This window comes from Microcoleus sp. B4-C2 (assembly GCF_036705265.1).
Classification (GTDB): Bacteria; Cyanobacteriota; Cyanobacteriia; order Cyanobacteriales; family Microcoleaceae; genus Microcoleus.
In genome coordinates, this window is record NZ_JAUBUB010000063.1 from 19,912 (window position 1) to 39,736 (window position 19,825).

The 19,825-nt window shown below is 44.3% G+C and carries 15 protein-coding genes and 1 tRNA gene; 7 read left to right on the plus strand and 9 right to left on the minus strand.

Annotation, left to right across the window (positions count from 1 at the left end; all coding sequences use genetic code 11):
* Positions 1–5: 5 nt before the first annotated feature.
* The 4 genes from QUB20_RS18395 to QUB20_RS18410 all read right to left on the minus strand — a co-directional run bounded on the left by QUB20_RS18395 (position 6) and on the right by QUB20_RS18410 (position 4,246).
* The gene (locus tag QUB20_RS18395) at positions 6–668 is read right to left on the minus strand and encodes a Uma2 family endonuclease (protein WP_333247708.1); all 663 of its coding nucleotides are present in this window, start codon (positions 666–668) and stop codon (positions 6–8) included.
* Between the two features lie 288 nt (positions 669–956).
* Positions 957–1,030 (minus strand) — tRNA-Asp (locus QUB20_RS18400).
* Between the two features lie 56 nt (positions 1,031–1,086).
* Positions 1,087–2,214 (minus strand): esterase-like activity of phytase family protein, encoded by a 1,128-nt coding sequence (locus tag QUB20_RS18405; protein WP_333247710.1) that lies wholly within the window; start codon positions 2,212–2,214, stop codon positions 1,087–1,089.
* Between the two features lie 214 nt (positions 2,215–2,428).
* Positions 2,429–4,246 carry a TM0106 family RecB-like putative nuclease gene (locus tag QUB20_RS18410; protein ID WP_333247712.1) on the minus strand — a complete coding sequence of 606 codons (1,818 nt, stop codon included), beginning with the start codon at positions 4,244–4,246 and terminating at the stop codon, positions 2,429–2,431.
* Between the two features lie 160 nt (positions 4,247–4,406).
* On the opposite strand from QUB20_RS18410, the gene QUB20_RS18415 reads away from it, so the two are divergent.
* Together QUB20_RS18415 and QUB20_RS18420 are read left to right on the plus strand one after the other, a co-directional pair.
* Positions 4,407–5,573, plus strand: coding sequence for an aminotransferase class V-fold PLP-dependent enzyme (locus QUB20_RS18415; RefSeq protein WP_333247714.1), 1,167 nt, complete (start codon positions 4,407–4,409; stop codon positions 5,571–5,573).
* 257 nt (positions 5,574–5,830) lie between these two features.
* Positions 5,831–7,162, plus strand: a complete 1,332-nt coding sequence (locus QUB20_RS18420; RefSeq protein ID WP_333247716.1) for a DUF4041 domain-containing protein — start codon at positions 5,831–5,833, stop codon at positions 7,160–7,162.
* 35 nt (positions 7,163–7,197) lie between these two features.
* Here the strand turns inward: QUB20_RS18420 and QUB20_RS18425 are convergent, their stop codons facing one another.
* The 3 genes from QUB20_RS18425 to QUB20_RS18435 all read right to left on the minus strand — a co-directional run bounded on the left by QUB20_RS18425 (position 7,198) and on the right by QUB20_RS18435 (position 11,121).
* Positions 7,198–8,505: an SUMF1/EgtB/PvdO family nonheme iron enzyme gene (locus QUB20_RS18425; protein WP_333247718.1), complete on the minus strand. Its 1,308-nt coding sequence runs from the start codon at positions 8,503–8,505 to the stop codon at positions 7,198–7,200.
* Between the two features lie 42 nt (positions 8,506–8,547).
* Positions 8,548–9,606 (minus strand): trypsin-like peptidase domain-containing protein, encoded by a 1,059-nt coding sequence (locus QUB20_RS18430; RefSeq protein ID WP_333247720.1) that lies wholly within the window; start codon positions 9,604–9,606, stop codon positions 8,548–8,550.
* A 291-nt stretch (positions 9,607–9,897) separates the two neighbouring features.
* The gene (locus tag QUB20_RS18435) at positions 9,898–11,121 is read right to left on the minus strand and encodes a ferrochelatase (RefSeq protein ID WP_333243934.1); all 1,224 of its coding nucleotides are present in this window, start codon (positions 11,119–11,121) and stop codon (positions 9,898–9,900) included.
* 54 nt (positions 11,122–11,175) lie between these two features.
* Between QUB20_RS18435 and QUB20_RS18440 the strand changes: the two genes are divergently transcribed.
* The 5 genes from QUB20_RS18440 (at position 11,176) to QUB20_RS18460 (ending at position 15,405) form a co-directional block, all read left to right on the plus strand.
* Positions 11,176–11,310, plus strand: a complete 135-nt coding sequence (locus QUB20_RS18440; RefSeq protein WP_333243937.1) for a hypothetical protein — start codon at positions 11,176–11,178, stop codon at positions 11,308–11,310.
* A gap of 527 nt (positions 11,311–11,837) precedes the next feature.
* A complete protein-coding gene (locus QUB20_RS18445) occupies positions 11,838–12,422 on the plus strand; it encodes a hypothetical protein (RefSeq protein ID WP_333243940.1) in 585 nt (194 codons plus the stop codon).
* A complete protein-coding gene (locus tag QUB20_RS18450) occupies positions 12,415–13,140 on the plus strand; it encodes a DUF3120 domain-containing protein (protein WP_333243942.1) in 726 nt (241 codons plus the stop codon). The genes QUB20_RS18445 and QUB20_RS18450 overlap by 8 nt, the downstream gene beginning before the upstream one ends.
* A gap of 195 nt (positions 13,141–13,335) precedes the next feature.
* Positions 13,336–14,184, plus strand: coding sequence for an alpha/beta hydrolase (locus QUB20_RS18455; RefSeq protein ID WP_333243945.1), 849 nt, complete (start codon positions 13,336–13,338; stop codon positions 14,182–14,184).
* Positions 14,185–14,292: 108 nt separating this feature from the next.
* Positions 14,293–15,405, plus strand: coding sequence for a pentapeptide repeat-containing protein (locus QUB20_RS18460; protein WP_333243948.1), 1,113 nt, complete (start codon positions 14,293–14,295; stop codon positions 15,403–15,405).
* A 498-nt stretch (positions 15,406–15,903) separates the two neighbouring features.
* Here the strand turns inward: QUB20_RS18460 and QUB20_RS18465 are convergent, their stop codons facing one another.
* Positions 15,904–16,785, minus strand: coding sequence for a choice-of-anchor L family PEP-CTERM protein (locus QUB20_RS18465; protein ID WP_333247724.1), 882 nt, complete (start codon positions 16,783–16,785; stop codon positions 15,904–15,906).
* A 520-nt stretch (positions 16,786–17,305) separates the two neighbouring features.
* Positions 17,306–19,033: a gamma-glutamyltransferase gene (gene ggt, locus QUB20_RS18470; RefSeq protein WP_333247726.1), complete on the minus strand. Its 1,728-nt coding sequence runs from the start codon at positions 19,031–19,033 to the stop codon at positions 17,306–17,308.
* Between the last annotated feature and the right edge of the window lie 792 nt (positions 19,034–19,825).

The window sequence follows — 19,825 nt, forward strand, 5'->3', positions numbered from 1 at the left end:
TAGTATTATTGCTCGCTTTCGGGCGATCGCAACTGGTGCCTCACCCAGACTCGCAAAGCCTCCATTATAGTAGTATCATCCTCCGTCTCGGCCATCTGCAAAAATTGATTGATTATTCCTGAAGAAACAATCGGAAAAGCGGCACTGTATTCACAGATCGCATATTCTCCGTTCTGAAGTTGAAAAAATTGTACAGTCTCTCCTAGATATCTCCAAATTTCAGGAACTCCTAAGTTTTTGTAGATAGTAAAGCGATTAGTAGATGGACTGGTGAGATCGACTTCGATGATTAAATCAGGTGGCGGGTCGATTGACAAGTTAATTTTTCGGCCACGAATGCGATCGACATTTTGGATATAAAAACAGGAATCCGGTTCTGCACCTTGTTTTAACTCTTCACGGTTTAGAGTCGTCGAACCAAATTCCTTGCGTTTCAATTTTAATTCGTCACTTAAAGTAGTCACAAACTGTTTCAACAAACAATTAACAGTTTCATGCAAGTCGGATGGCATGATAATTTCTAAGACTCCTTGAGAGTATGAAAATCGCGAGGATCTCTTGTCTCCCGCTTCTGCTAATAAGCTTTCGTAAGTCTGCCAACTGATATTAGATAATACTACCCGTTGTGTAGTTTTCTCCGCTGAGAGGTTAATGGTTGTAACGGTCATATTTTCCCGCTCCTTAATCATGTCCTGCTATCTAAATATCATAAGATTCGTAGTCAGGACTTTAGTCCTTTTTTCTCCGCAGGAGCAATAGACCTGTGGCAAAAATCCTTTTCCTCAATTGATGGGACGGGCAAGATGCCCATCCCACAAGAGTTATTTTTTCTTGTGGGATGGGCATCTTGCCCGTCCTAATTATTTTTGCAAGAGGTCTAATGAAGTCCTGACTACAAACGAACTCAATTTAGAAAGAGATTTATGAAAGGTTTAAACTTTCGATTTACGAGAGAACGGGACAGACGGGGCTCGAACCCGCAACTTCCGCCGTGACAGGGCGGTGCTCTAACCAATTGAACTACTGTCCCTCGTTTTGCCGTTTTTTCAGGCACAATTTCTATTATGCCTATAACTTCACCTTTTGTCAAGAGGTTTTTTGAACTTTTATTTGGAAGCCCAAAATCTGAGTCTCTTGCAGCGGACTGAAGTTGTTGTCGCTCACCAAAATCAGACCTCTGCTAGCATCCGCCAAGACGGGGCCAAATGTCAACCCCTCAATGTTGTCTAGGGGAATTTTCAGGGTTTCCAAATCCAGCAGCAGGCGTTTTTGAGCGGGATAAACCTCGCCCAGACGGCTTTTGAGGCTTTCGAGTGCTTCTATACGATCGCCCTTTTCCAGAGAAATCTCAAAAATTCTGATAGTCGTGCCGGTTTCCAGGGAGAAAGCACGCTCTAAACTCAGCAAGCGGTTATCGTCGATCGCCAACAAATCCACTAAACCGTTGCTAGTTAATTTTCCCACAGGATTCGCGCCAGCGGGTAGCGGTTCGGTGATGTAGAGAAACGAGGCTTCTGGATTGCCGCTCACCGCATCGTAGCGCAAAATCCGGCACGGACTCCCGGTTTCCAGGGAAGGTACAGCGCCATCTTGAACCAAGGCGTTTTCGGTAGCTGTAAATAGGTATTTGCGATCGGGCGTTAAAGTTAAACTTTCAAAAGCGAGATTGTTGCGGATGCCTTTAGTGCCTTTGTCGTCCGGCAAAAATAGTTCTGGAATTGCCAGCGTTTTCAGCAGTTTACCATCGAGGGAGAACTCTTTGATGAAAGGATTTATTTGGCGATCGACATCTCCCTCAGAAGAAACAAACACGCTATTGCCAGTAAAAGCTATCCCTTCCGGATCTAAACTTAATTCAGGAAAACCTTTGCCGTTTTCATCTAATAAAGTAGTGACACCAGTAAAAGTAATTTGCTCTTTTTCCAGTTTACCAGATTGCAAGTTGATTTTGAGAGAATAGAAGCGCGCCGGAGCCTTGCTGCTGCGGTCATCAGAAATGGCATAATAAACTTGTTTTTCGGCATCATAAGTAATGCCCGAAAGTCCGCCAATTTCCGTACCCTGAAACGGAGAACCTGTAGGAAATATTGCTCTGCCGATAAAATCTATTTTTGTAACAGCGAAAGATTGAGCTGATTGATTTACCCAAATAGCAACAGTTGCTGCCATCAAAAAACAGACAATAAATATAGTTGCTTTTGCTAGCTTTCGCATTTGATGAATAAGTAGGCTATTAAACTATTTCACTTTGAGCCTGCATATTGGGGCGGGCAAGATGCCCACCCCACAATAATTTCACAGGAGGCCGAATACAAGAAGTGTAATATTTTTCAAAAGACCAAGCAAATATTTTTTTAGCTTAACTACCTTCTTCTTCTCTTTCTTCCTTCGCGCCCTTTGCGTCTTCGCGGTTCGTTAAATCATAAATTCACTGTTTCTGATTCAGCAAAAAATTGGTCAACCAATCTTTAACCACATAAGTAGCACGACAGTCGTCCTCATTGTAACGGACGATCGCCTCCAAGAGCGATCGATCGCCGGTTTTGAGCCAATCGTCATACCAGCAGACGCACTGAGCACCATTCGCCTTAGCATCTCGCCAGTCAAAACCCAGCCAGCGGGCAATGGGTTTGAGTGCGTAACTTTCCACCGGCATAATCGCTTTTTGCGTCACTTGTTTGTGAATATCTACAAACCGTTTCAGCACGGGTTTCCACAAATAAGCTGGAGTATTGTAAAGTTTAGCCAGTCGCTTAAAAGTCTTGACTTCGTAGTCGCAAAAATGGAAAATTGGAGCAATAGGATAAGCCCACATTAATTCTAAGAATTGCTCCCAGATTGCACCTTCTTCTGCTGCTGATTCTGCTAAAAAACCGTGGAATTTTTCCGTATTGTTGTACCTGTCAACAACTAAGACTCCGTGGAGGTAATCCAAGTTTAACTCTGGTTCGGCTTCAATATCAAAGTAGAGTTCGATTGGGGCGATCGGCAAAAACACAGATTGGGAATAGGGAATTGGTTTCTTGCGGAGAATTGGCGCAGGTATAGAAGATGTCGCAGGTTGATTTTCTGTAGTTTTGACGACCTCACTTTTACCTATTACTAAACTCTTTACTGCCATTTCTGGCATGATAAATTGATTAACTTCTGCCTCTTCCCTTCTTCCTTCTTTCCTCACACCTACATCCGTTAAACTTGTTAAATTCCGTACAGTGTTCGCTGCCGAAATTCTATCCGTTACATCCGTTACAAAATCCGTTGCCGAACTTCCTTCTTCCCGCAACAGCGGTTGATTTAGCAAGTGAGATTGAGCTTGCTGCACGACATCAAAAGCAACTCTGTCCGGGAATTCTGGATACTCAGCCAGCAGTGCGGAACTAGCATTAGCGAGAGCTTCTACATCAGTAATTTCGAGAGTTTTTAGTCTAGCATAGCGGCTGGCAGTAACTCCCGGCAATAACGAAAGATGTTTAATAGATTCGGCTTCGGCGTGACAGATAGTATACCAACCGCAAAGATTGCACTTTTGCCTCGAAATAAACACTTCTGGTTTATCCCCATTTTCTATCATCTGAATGCAATCATCTAAAATCTCGAACATCTGAGGAGTTCGCTGGCCGAGATTCACCGAGTACAGCCCTTTTTTTCGCAGCATCAGCCACGCAGTCTCTGGCATTGTTTCCTGCACTGAAGCTAAAACTTGGGCGTGAAAAGCTGCGATAATTTGATACTCTTGTTTTGGTCGCTTGCTAAGCCAAATATCCGCAGTAATATAACTCCAATCGCCAAATTTCGATTGTCCCGGCTGTTTGATTAATAAATGGGGGCGACTGATCAGGGTAATGTTTGAAGAGTGAAGGTTGGAGGATGAAAGATGAACGGGAGTTTCGGGTATTTCGCCAAATTCTGGGAAATATTGAGCGTCAATTCCTACCAGAGAAGTTGTTGCGGCTTTGGTTTGGCCGAATTCGCCCTGGATCAGAACTCCTCGGTAAATGCGATCGACCCCTTGCTGCATTAAACTCAATGTAGCGGCCGCGCCGGCTTCCCAATCTCCTCTAGGATAATATGGTTGTTGGTAAGTCTCGTCTTCCAAAGCTTGCTGCTGGTATGCGGCGCTGTCGCGCATCAGTTTCAGCAGAAAGTCGCTGGGGGGATCTAGTTGTTTCCAGTCTCCGCAGGTGTCTAAAAATGCTCGGAGATGGCATCGCTGATAGGAAAGTAGCAGTTTGTCAGTTATTAACATTTAGTATTCGCAAGGCATAGAATAATTAGAAGGAAAGCACGACACGGATTTTGAGACGGATACACGGATTGATTATTTAGCTTGAGGCAAAAGTCAAAGGATAGAAAGTTCACACCATCAGTTATTCAATATTAACGCTATCAATAATTCGCCAGAAAAAATGACAAAGGACAATCACCGGCAACAATTCCCAGCTTTGGCCAATAAAGCTTATTTTAACTACGGCGGACAAGGGCCGTTGCCTGAGCCTGCTTTAGACGCGATTTATCAGGCTTACAAACGGGTGCAGCTTGGGGGGCCGTTTTCGGGGGAGGTGGGGGCTTGGGTGGTTCAGGAGGCGATGCTGACGCGACGTGCGATCGCATCTGAGTTGACGGTACCTCCTGAAACCATCGCCCTAACTGAAGATGTCACCGTCGGCTGCAATATTGCGCTGTGGGGCATTGACTGGAAAGCAGGCGACCATTTGCTGCTTTCTGATTGCGAACACCCCGGCATTGTAGCTAGTGTAATGGAACTTCAGCGCCGTTTCAACATTGAGGTTTCGATTTGTCCGTTGGCGGCTACTTTGAATGAGGGCGATGCGGTGGCGGTGATTGCTGATAGTTTGCGGCCAAATACTCGCTTGTTGGTTATCAGTCACATTTTGTGGAATACTGGCCAAGTTTTGCCTCTGACTGAGATTGTGAAAGTGTGTCATCAAACCGGAGTCAAAGTGTTAGTTGATGCGGCTCAATCTGTGGGGGTTTTGCCTTTAAATTTGATTGAATCAGGGGTTGACTTTTATGCTTTTACTGGTCACAAATGGTGGTGCGGCCCGGAAGGTTTGGGGGGACTTTATGTGAGTGCGGAAGCTTTGGCAGATTTGCATCCGGTGTTTATCGGTTGGCGGGGAATTGTGACGGATGCTAATGCTAAAGTCCTTGGCTGGAAACCTGGATCGCAGCGCTATGAAATTGCGACTTCTGCTTATCCTTTGTATGCGGGTTTGCGGAGTGCGATCGCCCTGCAACATGAATGGGGTACGATCGAAGAAAGGTATGCAGAAATTTGCCGTTTGAGTAAGTATCTCTGGGAGCGTTTGTCGGAACTTCCCAATGTCGAATGTTTGCGAAAATCTGCGCCGGAAGCTGGTTTGGTTTCGTTTCGATTAACTAATGGGATGCCGCACAACAAGCTTGTCAATTTGTTGGAGAAACAGGGAATTATGGTGCGGACTATTCTTAATCCTGATTGTGTGCGGGCTTGTGTTCACTATTTTACAACTGAGGCGGAGATTGATAAGTTGGTGGAGGGTGTTTTTAGTGAAATAGTTAGAAATCCCTGATAAGAGTCGGCGGTTGAAACCTTTAGCAGATGCTTGAATACTCTATATACGCCCAATCCCTAAAATAAAATAGTATGATAGTGGGGTTTCATCAATGGTTGGATAAGCAAGCTGGTATAGGCTCGAACTGATTTCTATGTGCAGCCTAAACCAGGCTACTCCTCAAGCGATCGCTAGTTGGCTCAAGTATCTTGCCATAAGTCCGAAAAAATCTCTAAGCTAGGTAAAAGTGTACACCACTAGGAATACGAATATCCATGTCTTTAACACTTATAGGGCTCATCATATTAATATTGGTACTTTTTGTCGCATTAGTACAAGCTAAGCTTGAACAGTCTCGGCTTAGACAGCGTTTACGCAGGTACGAAGCATTGAATGACAAAGAGAGATATCAACGGCAGTTAGAATCAAACATTCAACTACTCGAAAACCAACAAGAATCCTTAAATACCCAAATTATAAATCGTCAACAGGAATTACGCGAACTTGCTGCCAAAGCCTATCTTCAATCTCTAGATTATTATGAACCCAAATATAGCTTTACAAGTTATGAAACTTATATGCTTCTATGGGAATCAACTCAATTAGAACAGGAGGAAATGCAAAAAAATAAGCAAGCCTTTATTTGTCATAAGCAATTTTACTTAAACAATAACGAGCGAGAAGGTGAAAACGTGACACGTGGCATTCTCGATTTGATCGAGTTTTTATTTGAAATGCAATTTAAAGATATTATGAAAAATGAGGTAAAATATAATAATTTTCCTTCTTTAAAAAAGAAACTTGAAAAAACCTTTAAAAAAATCAACGGTTTGTCAAAAAAAACTCAGTGTGAAATTTCCCAACAATATTTCAATCTCAAAATCAGGGAGTTAAATATTAAGTCTGACTTAGAGAATAAAGAACAGAAAGATCGCGAAATGGAACAAGAAATTAAAAAGGAAAATAAACAGCGCGAAGCCATAGAAAAAGCCCGACAAAAAGCTAAAGACGCGGAACAAAGAGAAAGGCTTCATCAACAAGAGCTTGAAGAAGTTAGAAAAGAAATAGAACAAGCTGAAGGCGAAAGGCGGAACGAGCTAGAACTTAAAATTCGGCAATTAGAAGAACAATTAGCGGAAGATAGAAGAGAGAAAGAAAATGCTAATGGGGTTAAATGGGGATATATTTATATAATTTCAAATATCGGCTCTTTTGGAAAGGATATATACCGGATATGTATGACCAATCGTCAGAGAGAAGATGAATATATCAAGAAAATGAACCCCGCAGCTCCATTTAGATTTGATATTCACTTCAAAATATTCTCGGAAGATGCCCTAGATACATTAGAAAGGTTGCATCAACGTTTTGATGATAAAAGAGTGAATTTAGAGAACTCACGGAGAGAGTTCTTCCAAGTTTCAATAGATGAAATTGAGCAAGCCGTACAAGAAATTAATAAAAAAACTGGATTTTTGAGGATTGATGTAGTTCAAATAAGACCTGAAGCATATGAATACCACCAAACTCTAGCTGCACGCAAAAAGCATCAGCAGTTAACATCCAACGATTCGTATTTAGAAGAAAATGGAATAGCGTCGAGTTAAAAAAAAATTAGGCAAAACTTTTATAGTACGTCACGTTAGAGAGAATAAACTATTCTAAAACCAACATTTTTCGACAGATCACTTGCATTCTTATATGAGCGGGAGCTGGAACGACACAAAGACGGGTCATTGAGCCATGAACCGCCACGAATTACACGAGTTTGATTCTCACTACTGTCTAGCCATGCCTCTCCATTTGTAGGTGCATTATTATAATTTTCATACCAATTGTCTAAGCACCACTCCCAAACGTTACCATGTATATCGAATAATCCAAAGGCATTAGCAAACTGCAAGCTTCCCACTGGAAGAGTTTTTTTACGATAAATTCCTTTAGGTTCTGAACGATAGGGACGGCTACTATCGCAATTAACTAAATCAGAAGTGATAGTTTCCCCAAAATGAAAAGGGGTTGTAGTTCCAGCACGACAAGCATATTCCCACTCTGCTTCGCTAGGAAGACGATACTTGTGACCTGTTTTTTCAGATAAGCGATCGCAAAATTCAACAGCATCAAACCATGAAATTTCGGTCACAGCGTGACTTTTACCTCCTGGACGCGATGGGCGAAGTTTAAGCTTTGAACGTGCTTCTGGTAACAAAGCAATTTCTTTCCACTGTGCTTGTGTAACGGGATATTTGCTTATAAAAAATGCCTTAATTTTTACTGAATGCCGAGGTCTTTCCTTGTAGTATCGCTTTCCTTCAGATTCTGGCGAACCCATCCAAAAGGTTCCTTCGGGAATATATACCATCTCTAAAATTGCGCTGTTGCCAAGGTCTTCAGTTAAGTAATGTGCTTGTTCTTGATAACGGTTAATCTCTTTGCCTTGGGCATCTACGATCACTACTGTAAATTCAAAAGCTTTAATCCCAGGAACTGATGGAACAACTAACCTCTTATTTTGGTGTTCTCCTATGCTTGTGGCACTTCGGCTCGGAGTTAAAAAAGAGGAAGATGACGAACTAATTTGAGTAGACGTTGAAGGGGAGCATATTGATTGATTGTTATTCCGTTCGATAAATCTGTTATTTGATTGTTGACGATCGAAAGTTGCAATTTCTTCAATGAACTCATTCAGTTTATTCCTAGCTTCTAAACCGACCATCCCGCTATCCACAAGCGCCCTCATAAATTCCGATACTTGAGCTTGTCCTTCGGAGAATACAAGTTCAATTAATTCAGAAAAAAAAACCAAATTGTTTTTTTCAAAAGAATCTATTTTAGCGCCTAAATGATCAAATCCCACAATCATCAAGAGTGCTCTACGCTCAGGAACAGTTTGAGTTTTTGGTATATGGGCTAGGAACTTCACTAATTGGGATTTGATATTTATAGTCATTGAGCTTTAGATGCTTGTAAAATTTTTGTAAAACTAGGTAATCTATTGTGCTGCCTTCAGTAGTTCTACCAACTCTGAGGGTAAGTCAGCTAAGATACTCTCTATTAGTATGCCCTCGTTTCTAAAGTAATGTTGTAGGGTTGTTGGTTCAGGGATATTACCTCCAGCATGGTGTAGAGCCACAACCTCCCAAGAATCATTAAAGACCGGAGAACCAGAGGAGCCTTGCAGGGTCGAGGTTATATACTGCACCACATTACCGCCCACGTATTGAACAAAATTGTTCTGAAGAGAAATCTGCTTGGGTTGTCCCAATGGATGCTGAATAATATTGACTCGGCTACCATTGCTAATCATTGCTTGAGGTAATAGTCGTACCCAACCCCATCTTTGTCCCGGTTCTCCATCAAGTTGAACCAAAGTGTAATCTAAGGTTTGGTTGGTATAAAAAACTCCATTAGGTTTAACACGATACTCATCAGTTGCTTGAGCTTCTCCCATAAAATTTTCTTCGTAGTTAAAACGGAAAATTGTCTCAGAAAGTAAAGGTGAATCAGGCAGAACATGATTGTTGGTCAACAACAAATCTTGAGCCACAAGAAAACCTGTACCTGACCAGCGACTTTGGCTGGTTCGCACCCCAACATACGCAACTGACCGCGCGACCTGAAGTCCCTGCTGCAAGAATGATATCGGTCGCAGCGTATTCTCACCTATAATTTTTTCTAATACATCCGTAGGAGTTTCTCTTCCCCGCCATTTATCGATAACAGGTAATGCTGAGATTGGGGTCATCATGTCATACTTTGTCAGCAGCATATCCACAAAAGATTGCTGCTGAAGCCCTACCAAGCTTTTCAAGGTATTCAAGAACAGGCCAAGCGCCTCGTGGTCATAGGTTAAACGTCCGTAATTAGACAGGTAGTTAACGATTTCACTAACTGCAATAAATGGAGCACCCGAAAGATCGAGCATTGGTATCAACGGTTTCAGCCCTGCTAACTCCAAAATTTGCTGGCGTGATCGCTCCGTCCCCAGTTCTTGTAAATCTTTTAGCAGAGTTATTAATTGTTTACGATCTTCAATTTCTAGATTGACCATATTTTTAGTATTTTAATAAAAATAATTTTAGTACATAAAATAAAAACAGGCTTTGAATATACCAGTTGCACAAAATTATAACCAGCTTAATGCTTCCCGCTAGCAATTAACACCTGAAATAAAAAAGCCGATCGCCCTTTCCCTAAAAACACCAAAGGACGATCGACCTTTTCGCCCAAATTTCGACCTACGCACCCCAACAAAAGAAACCGGGTTTTTCACTAAATCTGCCATTTCCATGCAGTATCTTCGCAAAAAACCCGGTTTCTGAGCTCTCAGGCCCAAGTCCTATTAGTGACTGTGCCCGTGCCCGCCATGAGAATGCCCGCGATCACCATGAGAATGCCCACCGTGAGAATGCCCGTGATCCCCATGAGAATGCCCGTGCCCTTCGTGAGAATGACTGTGCTCGCGCTGCGCGGAAGCCAAACTCGGATTAACAGCAACCGCAGTCTCACTCAACAACGCTTCAATCTGCGGATTTGCCCACTCGGCAGCCATTTTCAGAAACTCTGGATGGTCGTTAACGCAAGGCAATTTGCGGTAAGTAACTCCTTGACGCTGTTTCTGCAAAGACTCAATAATGTGGTCTACATCTAACAATGTTTCGTGATTTTCTGTGGCAAATCCGATCGGCATAAAGACGATCGCAGTTGCACCCAAATCGATCAAATTCTTCGCAGCCAACGTCGCATCCGGCTGCGTCCATTCAATCAGCGGCGTGTCGTGGTTCAGCCAACCCACCGAAATCAAAGGATAGCGGTGCATCAAACGTTCCCGCACGCGATCGTACAAAGCTTGACTTTCCACAATTCCCGAAGTAAAGCCCTTCGCCTTGTGCGGACAACCGTGATTCATCAGCACAATCCCAATCTGAGAAGGCAAATGCGCTACAGCTAAATCGTTCTTAATTTCCTCTTCAACCAAATCCGCCATTAGCTGGATGTAAGCAGGTTCATCGTAAAAAGAAGGAATGTAGCGCTGTCCTTTTACCCAATGTTCCTTACCATCAAAGGTTTGTGCTAAAGCTTTATTCACCTGTTCGACTGCAATGCCGCTGGTGAAAACAGAATCAACTACCAACAGCGGATAAATCAGAATTTTGTCAAATCCTTCTGCTTGAATTTGCGGAATTACTTGTTCCGGCAAAAACGGCGCGCAAAAGTTAAAAGCTTTGAACACTTTTACTTTATCGCCCCATTTCTCCTGTAAATTCTTTTCAATCCCAGCGCGCTGCTGTTCAAAAATTGCATTGTGCGGCGAAACGAATTGACCGTGTTGGTGACTCCACTCGTGCAAGTCAAAGATTGCTAAAATCTTCGCCAGCGGCGGATAAATCCAAAGCGGTACTGGCGCAAACTTTGCCGTAAGCAAATTTAAAGCTTGTTCGTTGTAGTTGGCAAAATCGTCGTAGCTTTCGACTTCGCCATAACCCATCAGCAATACAGCAACGCGATCGTTACTTGCGGGTGCTGCAGATGTTTTGAAATCGATTTTTTCTGGAGAAGCAACCACTTTGTATTCCTCAATTTTATTTATTCTAAGAGATCCAGGCAGGATGAAGGGGGAATGGGAGATTTTTCATTGTGTGCGATCGCACGACTGACGTGCGCGGGGCTGATTCCCGGTTTCTTGGCCCATACTTCCCGGTTAAACCTCTTATTTATCCTAGAAACCGGATTGATGGGCATCAGTCCTAAGTAGGTTTTTTGACAAGCGAATTTCAAAGGTGGTACCCGCCACGTGATTTATCCGTGGAATCAATCCCAAATCGAAAATCCTCAAGCCGCCGCATTTATCTCGCGCAAGTCAATCTAAAATCTCAAATCTCAAATCTAAAATCGATTGACCCTGACCCGAAATTCGTAGGGCAGCTAAGCTGGCAGGCCTCTTAATTTTCACAATCCTGTTTGTTTAAGCTTTTGTGGGGTCAGCTTCGACGCCGCCCCAAAAGTTAAATCTAAATACAGAACTGCTTAAAACTAGAATCAGCCTTTGCTAAGCTTGACAGGAGATGGGGCGGGGGGGGATAAGTTTCATGTTTTCTTAAGACTCCCTGACCTTGCCTCAGATTAATGGGGTTTGGAGCGTTCCCAGGTTTTAACTTGGGGGGATACTCTTCAAACTTGACTCTATTATAAGTTTAACACCCTATCCCCTGGGGTAGTATATGATATAATAGCTATATGATAAAGTTATGTTGCGAACTATATTAACTTTCTTGACGAACTATGAGACTGGTAATTTGCCCCGGAGTCCACGAACCAAAGCTAACCGACTGTTTCCTGGCGGGACTTTCGGGGCTTTGGGGACTGGCAGCCGATCGCCCAAACCAGCAAATAGTCGATCGTGTCAAGATTTTTCCCGCTCATAAATATCCGCCTTTCTCAGCTCTTGACATATTGCACTTTTTGTGCAGCGAAAAGTTAGCAGGAGAAAGTCTAGTATTTGTCAGCTTTTCGGCAGGAGTAGCCGGGGCGATCGGGGCGGCTCTTCTGTGGCAGCAACTCGGTGGCAAAGTCGGGGCTTTTTTTGCCTTAGACGGTTGGGGAGTACCTCTGGTGGGAAATTTTCCCATCCACCGCATCAGCCACGATCGCTTTACGCACTGGAGTTCGGCAATTCTCGGTGGCGGTGGAGAAAGCTTTTATGCAGATCCCGCGATCGAACATTTGGATTTATGGCGAGCTCCCCAAACGGCAAAAGGCTGGCACCTCAGCCAAACCGCCGCCGGCATTGAGACTCTCGCACCCACAACCGCAGCAAAATTTTTAGTCCACCTATTGAAACAATACGGAGTCCAATCAGTTGTTTAATCTAAATTTAGTATCCTCAGCGATCGCACCTATTGCCACCATCGCCCGCCTCGACAATTCTGTCTCTTCAGCCACAACAAACAGCATCAAACAGTGGTTGATATTTAGCGCCTCAGCATTTTTAGTCTCAATTCCAGTCTTCGTGCAAGCACCCTTAGTGCGTTTATATCCAACCATCAGTTTGCTGTCAACTATCCCCTGGTTCGTTTTGAGTTTAATTCTAATTTTCCGCCCCAAAACACAACTTTGGGGAGATTTATTATTAGGATTTGCCGGATGCTGGCTGGCAGGTTCTATCTATTGGGGCTGGTTTAGATGGGAACCAATTTTACATCTACCTATAGAAGCAATTGGCTTGCCTTTTGCTATTTGGTGCTTGGGCAAATCTTGGGGAAAAGTTGGCAGCTATTTTTACTTGGGTTCCCTATTTGGCACTGCTATTACCGATTTATATTTTTATTTAACTGGGTTGATGCCCTACTGGCGCCAAGTGATGCACGCGGAACCGGAATTAGCTATGCCGATTTTTCAAAGTGCGATCGGTCAAATCGAAACTCCTTGGGGCATAGGCTGTGCTTTAGTTTTAATCGCTGTGTTGCTAACAGTCGGTTTGCTGAGTTTGCGCGATCGAGAACTGCACTGGCGCGCTTTCAGCGGCGCGGTGTTAAGCACGCTTTTGGTAGATGGTTTATTTTGGTTGGCTGCTTCTGCTGCTTAAGATTTATGATTAGTTTTTATGTTGGTATTTTTTGACTGCAGATGTGGGCAAATTGACGCAGATTAACGCAGAATTTTTTGAGGGATGTAGTCTTGAGATTCCTGACTTTTTAAAGAAGTCGGGAATTTTGGTATTTACGGAACAATTATGAGTTAAAATCTAAAATCTAAAATCTCAGAATCCAAAATCAATATCATGTCTTTCATTTCAATTCGCGGTGTAGAACATTATTACGAGTGGATAACGGCAGATAACACGGCCCAACCTAGCGGGAAACCAGTGATGGTATTTCTGCACGGCTGGGCGGGCTCAGCGCGCTACTGGGAAAGCACGGCACGGGCTATTGCTGATGATTTTGATTGTTTGCTCTACGATATGAGAGGTTTTGGTCGATCGCCCTTGCCGAAAGAGCCTCCTGAGTCCAGCTACGAACTCGAAACCTACGCCCGCGACTTAGCTGAATTATTAGAATCTCTGAATTTAAGCCGCGTCTTTCTCAATGCTCACTCCACAGGAGCATCAATTGCTACTTTATTTCTCAACCTTTACCCCGAAAAAGTAGAAAAAGCAATTCTCACTTGCAGCGGGATTTTTGAATACGATGAAAAAGCCTTTACAACTTTTCACAAATTCGGTGGCTATGTGGTAAAATTTAGACCCTCTTGGTTGGCATCCATCCCGTTTGCCGATCGGCTATTTATGGCCCGGTTTTTGCGCCGTTCCCTGCCCACAGAGGTCAGTCTGGCGTTTCTCAAGGATTTTTTAATGGCAGACGAGCAAGCTGCTATAGGTACAATGGTGACGGCAGTCAGTAAAAGAGCAGCCGAGGAAATGCCCCAAGAATTTGCGCGGCTGAGTGTTCCCACACTGCTTGTGGCCGGAGAATTTGACCAAATTATTCCCGCCGCCATGGGAGAGCAAGCAGCCTCCCTCAGCAAAAAAGTAGAATTTGTTATAATTCCGAATACGGCTCACTTTCCGATGCTGGAGGATGCCGCAACATACTTGCAGCGAATTCGAGACTTTTTGCCAGCAGCGGCTTAGCTGAGTTATTGTTCATCTAATGTACGATCGGACACGCAAGCTTTGAGAACGGCTTTTGCTCCGATCTTAATTTTTAATTTCTAATTTCTTAAAGCGAAAGGTGGTACAATGAACGACCTCGACCAATACTATAAAGTGCTGGGACTGTTGCCGGGAGCTTCCAGAGAAGAAATTAGCCAAGCCTACAAGGATTTAGCGTTCATTTGGCACCCCGATCGCATCCCCAAAGACAATCCCAGACTACTACAGAAAGCTGAAGAGAAGATTAAGGAAATTAATCAAGCTCGCGAACAATTGCGATCGATTCAACCAAGAGGTCAGAATCAAAACGTTCAGCACAAACATACTCAGCACAAACACACCCAGCAACAAAACACCCAGCACAAAAATACCCAGCACCAAAACACCCAGCAACAAAACGCTCAGTACAGAAACACTCAGCAACAAACTACCCAGCAACAAAACGCTCAGTACAGAAATACTCAGCAACAAACTACCCAGCAACAAAATACTCAGTACAGAAACACTCAGCAACAAAACACTCAGTACCAAAACGCTCAGCAACCCAATACTCAGTACCAAAACACTCAGTACCAAAACGCTCAGCAACCCAATACTCAGTACCAAAACGCTCAGTACAGAAATACTCAGTATCCAAACACCCAGCAGCAAAACACTCAGCCACCACCGGCCACCCCAAAAGAACCCCGCTACTCTTCTGAACCCTCTTCAGGGAAATATCCTGGAAATTATGCGGGAAACTATGGGGGAAACCCTGCAGGGCCCTATTCAGAGGCGTCCCGCTACCAATCGCAGCCGCCGCCATCTCAGTCTTACCGCCAAGCTGGGCCCCAAGCTCCCGATTTGAGCGGTTCCAACTTCAAAGGAGCTTCCTTAAAAGAAAAGGATTTTTCAGGAAGAAACTTGAGCAATGCAAACCTGAGTGAAGCCGACTTAAGCGATGCTTTTCTACACAACGTCAATCTCACAGGCGCGAATTTGCACCAAGCTAACTTGTTCCGGGCCAATTTGTTAGGAGCTTGTTTGATCAATGCCAACTTGAGAGAAACCAACTTAATCGGAGCCGATTTGAGCGGTGCTGACTTGAGCGGTGCTGACTTAACAGGAGCGAAAATCGGTTACGGCGATCGAGTTATGGTCAAACTTACCCGGACTACATTAACAGGTACAATCTTACCGGACGGTACTGTTCATAGCTAAATTATTTAGTTTTTAGTCAGTGGTTGTAGACGCGGGTTTTACCCGCAATATTTGCTGCAACTCCAAACACAAAAAAATCCGCCCTTTGCGAATTTGGGATGAAAACTTATATTCTTTCCGCTAGCACAACCGCAATAAAATTGGTTCGTAGTGAGGGCATTCGTCGTCAGAATTGTATGAGGACTTGCATTCCTCGCTGCGTACCCATAATGCTTAAATTACTTGACATGATATTACGCGATCGCGATCGCACAAACCGAGTTTTTTTACCTGGTTCAACAACTGCAACGAGATTTGTTCGTTCATCAAACCCCCTTTCTGTCTCCCACACGGCTAATCGAGATTCATATTACAGCAACCGCCAACATGGTTCCTGTTCTGTTTTTTCCTTCTTCCTTCTTCCTTCTTCCTTCTTCCTTCTTCCTTCTTCCTTCTCCCCGACATCCGTTACATCTCGCGCCAGCGAATCCGTTGCCGAACTTCCTTCAACATCCCTTATTAATTACTTCCACCACGGCGATTGCGTAACTTTCGTCCAGCAGCCAGCATAGCGCCTCCCGCCATCAAACCCCCCACAGTCATCGGTTCGGGAACCGGCTCAGGTTGAACCGTCTCCAGAGAACCGCCTTTAATAAATACAGCAGAATCTAAATAGCCATCGCCCACATCTTTAATGCGGATGCTGAGAACATTCGTCTGATTTTGCTTGAGCAAACCCTCAAAACCTAAAACTTTAGTAAAACCGTCGAGCTTAACGATGTTAGCAGCAATACCTGTCCAACTTGGGTTGTCAATATAGTCGGGGTGATCTTTAGAGCGATTATATGGATCGGGAACAAGATTATTAATCGTAACAGTTTTTCCGTCGCTCAATTTTGCCAAATTAGTGCCGTTCAGCAGCAGTTCAAAATTGTCATTATATTTATTAGAACCGCCGAACTCAGGAAACTCCTCAGAAGCAAATACATATTGAAAGAATAACTTTTGAACAGTGCTATTAGCAAAAAAGCTGAGGTTTAGCTGAGTCGTATCCCCTTGTTCACCCTTAGCACCAAAATCCGTGCTTAAATCGCTGTCCTCTGTCGTGAAGTTATCTTTCCGATTCTGACCCGGTATATCGGTGACTCTACCAGTGCTCAGAACAACTCCTGATGTCAAACCGAAGGGGTCATTAGTGAAAGTACCAAAAGCAGCCGAATTACCCGTAATTGAAACAGAAAAATTACTCAAGCCGACTGTATTAGCTCCCAATAAATTATTTTTCAAAGTCTCAGTGTTATTCGTTGCCCCTACCGAAAATGCCATGGCTGGCGCTGCCAACAAACTCAGAGCAGTAGTTAATGTAGCTGTTAAGGCAGCAGTTTTGTGAGTAATTATCATAAATTTTTCCTAAAAGATACAAACCTGATTCTCTGCACACCTTAATTTTTACATTATATAACTATTAATGTCTAGTAGCTTTACAATAACTTTACATATAAGTAGATTTACGCTTTGTGTGGTTATTTTTTTGGGTAGTTATTGGCAGTTTGTCAGCCTATAAACCTTAGGGCAAAAATACGGAGGCAAAAATACAAGTACACAGACTAATAATTTTATGCCTTACGCACTGGCAACCCAAAAAACCTGGTTTTGATACCGTTGGCGCTCTCCCAAATGACTCATGACTAATGACTCATGACTAATGACTCATGACTCCTGACTAATAGCTAATGACTAATGACTCATTACCTCGCAAAAAAAAACCATACAAGCCCCCGATTCCTGTCGTAGAGAGATCAAAATTTTTGACCCTAGTTCAATATCCCAGATTGATCTCTGGAGTAAATCTAAAATCCTTCGACTGAGTGCGACTCGACGGCGCGTCGAAGTCTAAAATCTCTAATCGACTGACTGTTGACTAAAATCCCCTTGCTTCTCCTTCGCCGCGCCGATCGGCAGCCCCTTCCAACCAACCATCCGCAGTCAGGACGATCGCATTGGCATTGCCCCAGCCGTCACCTTCGACAATCTGGTGTCCCCGCCGCCGCAACTCCGAAAGCGTCGCAGCCTCAAAACCTCCCCGTTCCACCATCAGCCGATCAGGCAGCCACTGATGGTGAATCCTCGGTGCGGATACAGCCTCACCAACATTCATGTCGTAAACCAATACGTTCAGCACAATTTGCAACACCGTAGTAATAATCGTGCTGCCTCCGGGAGCCCCCGCAGCGAGGCGAAATTTGCCATTTTCTGTCACGATGACCGGCGTCATGCTGGATAAAGGAGTTTTCCCAGGGGCGATCGAATTTGCCTCCCCGCCCACCAAACCAAACAAATTCGGCACTCCTGGCGCCGCTGCAAAATCATCCATCTCGTTGTTGAGCAAAATTCCCGTACCTGCAGCCACGACTCCAGCCCCAAAACCGCCATTCACTGTAAACGTCAAAGATACCACATTGCGCTCTTTGTCAACTACCGTAAGGTGGGTAGTTTCGGGAGACTCCCACAGGAGACGGTTCAAAGTTTCAGCGTCAACAGCTTTTACCTCGCTGGAGGGTCTGGCTTTTGACATTTGGATTTGCGATCGTCTCAATTTGGCATAATTGGTGCTAGTTAGAGCTTTGACTGGTACACTCACAAAATCCGGGTCGCCCAAATACTCAGCCCGATCGGCATAAGCAATCCTCATGCTCTCCGCCAGCAAGTGCAAAGTATCTGGACTTTGCCTTCCCAACCTCTTGAGATCCGTATCTCCCAGAATATTTAAGATTTGCAACAAATGAACGCCGCCGGAAGAAGGAGGCGACATCGCGCAAATTTCGTAACTGCGAAAGTTGCCACAAACCGGATTTCGCCAAATCGGCGTATAGTTTTTCAAATCTTCGAGAGTGATAATGCCGCCATTTTTAGCCATGTCGGCGGCGATCGCCCGCGCAATGTCCCCGGTATAAAAACTCTGCGGATTTTGTGCAATCTGCCGCAAAGTCCGCGCCAAATCCCGCTGCACCAAAAGCTCACCCGGCTGGTATAAAATGCCACCACGAGTAAAAATCTCCCGCGCCGCCCGGTTTTTTTTGATCACCTCCTGTCGTCGCCCGGTAGCCGTGGTAAACCGCGAACTTACCGGAAAGCCTTTTTCAGCCAGGGCGATCGCCGGCGCCACCACCTGTGCCCAAGGCAACTTACCATACTCGCGGTGCACCGTATAAAGTCCAGCAACAGTGCCCGGAATACCCGCCGCCAAATGCCCGTCCAGACTTGCCCTTTGGCGCACCTTCCCTTGCTTGTCGAGGTACATATCCCGCGCCGCCCGTTGCGGAGCTCGTTCCCGGAAATCCAGCGCTTGCACAGTCCCCGTTTCGGCCCGCCGCAGGAGCAAAAAACCCCCGCCGCCGATACCCGCCGAAAAAGGCTCCACCACCGAAATCGCCAAAGCAGTAGCAGCCGCCGCATCCACTGCATTACCGCCCTGTTGCAGCAGGGCCAGCCCCGCAGCGCTCGCCAGAGGGTGAGCGGAAACTGCCATCCCCTGTTTGCTGCGCTGCTGCTGCAAGGTTGGCTGTAGCTGTTGCTGGCAGCCACCCAACACCAAGACTGTTAGGCAACAAGTATAAATTCGTACTTTACTCAATAAATTTTGCAACATTTTTTACGGGTGAGGCGAGGGTTTTTTATCAGAAGATTGGGTTTAAAACCCCGTCCTTTTACGACGGCTTTTTCCATTTCCAAGTAAAGTAACACATCCATCTAAACAAATGAATATGGTACAATAAGCCCGGTAAGCTCATCTAATTTGGTATAGAACCCATTTGACATCTTGGAGGGTGCGAGTCGATCGCCCGTTGTCTGTCGATCGCCATAAATATCTCAAATGGGTTCACAAGAACCGCTATTGACAGGATGCTCCTTTATATCTTGCCCCTAAAGTCAATCGATTTTAGATTTTAGATTTTAGATTTTAGATTAAAGAATTGACTTGCGCGAGATAAATGCGGGGGCTTGAGGATTTTCGATTTTGGATTGATTCCACGGATAAATCACGTGGCGGATACCACCTTTGAAATTCGTGGTCAAGTACAATTTATAGAACCCATTTGGGCTCTTTTCCCTCATCAAGTTATAATAACGCTCTGCGATCGCGGAGGGTGACAAGGGAGCATCTCAATGAAAGCAGACTAGCTATAAATTAGAGTTTTGAGGCCATCTTGCTGCGGGGGCAGGAGGAAAAAGTCAGAAGGAAGGAGCCAGAAGAAGTGTTTTTACAAATATTAAGATGCTCCCGAAAGATCGGATGAGTAGTACGAATACTCAACCCCTGCGCTTTAAGATTGATGCAGAAGTGTTGAACGCTTATTGATAGAATTCTGAAAATAGACATACGAATCCTATAAAATGCTGATTTCAGCAATTGAAAACAAGTTCCTTAAACCAGTGAATA